This is a genomic window from Streptomyces sp. NPDC002490 (genome assembly GCF_040296045.1).
In the GTDB taxonomy this organism is placed as follows: domain Bacteria; phylum Actinomycetota; class Actinomycetes; order Streptomycetales; family Streptomycetaceae; genus Streptomyces.
Window position 1 is genome coordinate 1 of sequence record NZ_JBEOWM010000115.1, and the last position, 4,315, is coordinate 4,315.

The window sequence follows — 4,315 nt, forward strand, 5'->3', positions numbered from 1 at the left end:
GAGGGTTTGCGGTTGTTTGATGTGGGGGTGCGTGCGGGGTCGGCGTTGGTGCCGGTGCGGTTGGACCTCGACGCACTACGCGCACAGGGCACACAGCTCTCACCCCTCTTCCACCACCTCACCGGCCGCCCGGCCCGTCGTCGGGCCGCTTCGCGTACGGCGGTCGCCGCCGCGAGTTCCCTTGGCGAACGGCTCGCGGTGCTCCCCGAATCCGAGCGTCACGAAGTCGTCCTCGACCTGGTGCGGGGACAGGTGGCAGCGGTGCTCGGGCACGCGACCTCCGAGGCCATCGCCCCCGACCGGGCCTTCGGCGACCTCGGCTTCGACTCCCTCACCGCGGTCGAACTCCGCAACGGGCTGAACGAGACGACGGGCCTGCGGCTGCCGGCCACCCTCGTCTTCGACTACCCGACCGCCGGCGACCTCGCCGACTTCCTGTTGGCCGAGGTCTCCGGTGAGATGGCTGCGGCCGTCGTCCTCCCGTCCACCGGCCTCGTCGCCGACGACCCGATCGTCATCGTCGGCATGTCCTGCCGCTTCCCCGGAGGCGTCGAGTCCCCGGAAGACCTGTGGCGACTGGTCGCGGACGGGGACGAGGCCATCACCGACCTGCCCGGCAACCGCGGCTGGAACCTCGACCGGCTCTACGACCCCACCGGGACCCGCCCGGACACCACCTACGTCGACAAGGGCGGGTTCCTCCACGACGCGCCCGACTTCGATGCCGACTTCTTCGGCATCAGCCCCAACGAAGCACTGATCACCGACCCCCAGCAGCGCCTGCTCCTGGAGACCTCCTGGGAGGCGTTCGAGCGCGCGGGCATCGACCCGGCCACCCTCAAGGGCAGCGCCACCGGCGTCTTCGCCGGGGTCGTCTATCACGACTACTCGGGCAGCAGCAGCTCCGGCAGCATCGTCTCCGGCCGGGTCGCCTACACCTACGGTCTCGAAGGCCCGGCGGTCACCGTGGACACCGCCTGCTCCTCGTCCCTGGTCGCGCTGCACCTCGCCGTGCAGGCCCTCCGCAGCGGCGAGTGCGACCTCGCGCTCGCGGGCGGTGTGACCATCATGGCCTCGCCCGCCGCCTTCGTGGAGTTCAGCCGTCAGCGCGGGCTGTCCCGTGACGGTCGTTGCAAGGCGTTCGCCGCCGGAGCGGACGGTACGGGTTGGGGCGAGGGGGTGGGCGTGCTGGTGGTGGAGCGGTTGTCGGACGCCCGGCGCAACGGCCACCGGGTGCTCGCGGTGGTGCGCGGCTCCGCGGTGAACCAGGACGGCGCCAGCAACGGCCTCACCGCCCCCAACGGCCCCGCCCAACAGCGGGTGATCCGCCAGGCCCTCGCCAACTCCCGACTGGCCCCCGCCGACATCGACGCCGTGGAAGCGCACGGCACCGGCACCGTCCTCGGCGACCCGATCGAAGCCCAGGCGCTCCTCGCCACCTACGGCCAGGACCGCCCCGACGACGCGCCCCTCTGGCTCGGCTCCGTCAAGTCCAACATCGGCCACACCCAGGGCGCGGCGGGGGTGGCGGGCATCATCAAGATGGTCATGGCCATGCGCCACGGGACCCTGCCCCGGACCCTCCACGTCGACGAACCGTCCACGCACATCGACTGGGCCTCGGGTGCCGTGCGACTGCTGACCGAAGAGGTCCCCTGGGAGGCCGGCAGACCGCGCCGGGCAGGCGTCTCCTCCTTCGGCATCAGCGGGACCAACGCCCACGTCATCATCGAGCAGGCGGCCCCCGACCACGGGCACGAGCGGATCGCCTCCTCGGACGAGGCGCCCGCGTCCGGCGCGTTGGTGCCCTGGGTCGTCTCCGGCCGGGGCGAGGACGGACTGCGGGCCCAGGCCGCACGCCTCGCCGCGTACGTCGCTGACCACGGCGAGCTGAGCCCGACCGACGTCGGCTGGTCCCTGACCACCAGGCGCGGCGCGCTGGAGCGGCGGGCCACCGTGCTCGGTGCCGACACCGCCGAACTGCTGGCCGGCCTCAGGTCCCTCGCCGACGGCACCCTTGCCGACGCCGTCCGCACCAGCGGCAGGACCGCGTTCCTGTTCACCGGTCAGGGAGCCCAGCGTCCGGGCATGGGACGGGAGTTGTACGAAACCTATCCCGCCTACCGTCGGGCCTGGGACGAGATCCGTGAGCAACTCGACACCCTGCTCGAACGCTCCCTCGACGACGTCCTGTTCGCCGAGGAGGGCTCGGAGGAAGCCGCGCTCCTCGACCGGACCGAGTACGCCCAGCCCGGCCTGTTCGCGATCGAGGTGAGCCTGTACCGACTGCTGGAATCGTGGGGGACCCTGCCCGACGTCGTCATGGGCCACTCGATCGGTGAGATCGCCGCCGCGCACGTCGCAGGCGTCCTCTCGCTGGCGGACGCCTGCGCCCTGGTCGCCGCGCGCGGCAGGCTCATGCAGGCGCTCCCCGAGGGCGGTGCCATGGTCGCCGTCCGGGCGAGCGAGGACGAGGTGTCGCCCCTCCTCGCCGAGGAACCGGAAGTCGACCTGGCGGCCGTCAACGGCCCCGGGGCCGTGGTCCTCTCGGGCTCCGAAGCGGCGGTGACCCGGATCGCCGATCGCCTCGGTGCCGAGGGGCGCAAGACGTCCCGCCTCAAGGTGTCGCACGCATTCCACTCGGGGCTGATGGAGCCCATGCTGGACGACTTCCGGCGGGTGCTCGAAGGACTGTCGTTCGGTGAACCGAGGCTGGCCGTCATCTCCACCGTGACCGGGGAGAGCGCGACCGACGAGGACCTGCGCACCGTGGGGTACTGGCTGCGACACGTCAGCGGGGCAGTGCGCTTCGGCGACGGCGTGCGCACCGCGGTGGAACGCGGTGTGACCCGGTTCCTGGAAGTCGGCCCGGACGGCGTGCTGACGGGGCTCGCGCAGACCTGCCTGGAGGAGACCGAGGGCGCCGAGCGGCCCGAACGCCTGGCCCGCTTCGTGTGCGTGCCCCTGTTGCGCAAGGGCCGCCCGGAGGCTCGGAGCCTGCTGACGGGACTCGGCCGACACCACGCCTCGGGCGGCGAGGTCGCCTGGCCCGCGGTGTTCGAGGGCACCGGGGCCCGACCTGTCGAGTTGCCCACCTACGCCTTCCAGCGCCGGAGCTTCTGGGAACAGGAGCCGGACGGCCAGGGCGACCCGGAGTCCATCGGCCTCGGTGCCGTCGATCACCCGCTCCTCGGCGCGGCCGTCGCGCTCGCCGACTCGCGCGGCCACGTCTTCACCGGACGTCTCTCCGCGCAGACCCAGCCCTGGCTCGCCGACCACGTCGTCGGCGGTGCGATCTTCTTCCCCGGCACCGGTTTCGTGGAGTTGGCCGTCCGTGCGGGTGACCAGGTCGGGTGCGGAGTGGTGGAGGAGCTGACGCTGGAGGCGCCGTTGGTGCTGCCCGAGCGCGGCGGCGTACAGGTGCAGATCGTGGTGGGCGCCCCGGAGGCCGACTCCCGGCGCCGCTCGGTGCGGGTGTACTCGCGCAGCGAGGACGCCGCCGGTGAGGAGTCCTGGACACGGCACGGCTCGGGCACCCTGGTCGACGCGGCGCGCGGGGCTTCGGCCGCCTTCGACCTCGGAGTCTGGCCCCCCGCGGGGGCGGAACCCGTCACCGTCGAGGGCGTCTACGAGCGGTACGCGGAGGGCGGCCTGTCGTACGGCCCCGTGTTCCGGGGGCTCCGCGGTGCCTGGCGACGGGGCGAGGAGGTGTTCGCCGAGGTCGCCCTGCCCGATGGGGTCGCGGTCGACGGGTTCGGCGTGCACCCGGCGGTGCTGGACGCGGCGCTGCACGCCGTGGGCCTGACCGGTGCCGGGGAACGGGCGGCCCTGCCGTTCGCCTGGTCGGGGGTGGAACTCTTCGCCACGGGCGCCACCGCCCTACGGGTGCGGGTGCGCCCGCTGGCCTCCGGCGCGGGTACCGCCGTGGCGCTCGACGTGGCGGACGCCGCCGGGCGGGCCGTCGTGTCCGTGGACCGGCTCGATGTGCGTCCGATCTCCGAGGAACAGCTCACCCTGGCCCGCACCGAGTACCCGGAGTCGTTGTATCGGGTGGAGTGGGTGGTGGCGGGTGGTTCTGGTGTGGGTGGTGTGGGTGGTTCTGTGGGTGTGGTGGATGTGGTGGATGTGGTGGATTTTGATGATGTGGTGTCGGGTGTGGTGGTGGGTGTGCCTGGGGTGGTGGTGTTGCGGGCGTTTGGTGGTGGTGTGGGTGGTGTGGTTGAGGGTGTTTCGGGGTTGTTGGAGCGGGTGTTGTTGGGGGTTCAGTGGTGGTTGGGGGAGGAGCGGTTTGGTGGTTCGCGGTTGGTGGTGTTGA

1 protein-coding gene is annotated in these 4,315 nt (G+C 72.4%); it reads left to right on the forward strand.

Features of this window, described 5'->3' with window-relative positions; genetic code table 11:
- Positions 1 to 4,315: type I polyketide synthase (locus ABT092_RS30775; RefSeq protein WP_502968545.1), on the forward strand; the 4,315-nt coding region annotated here is incomplete at both ends.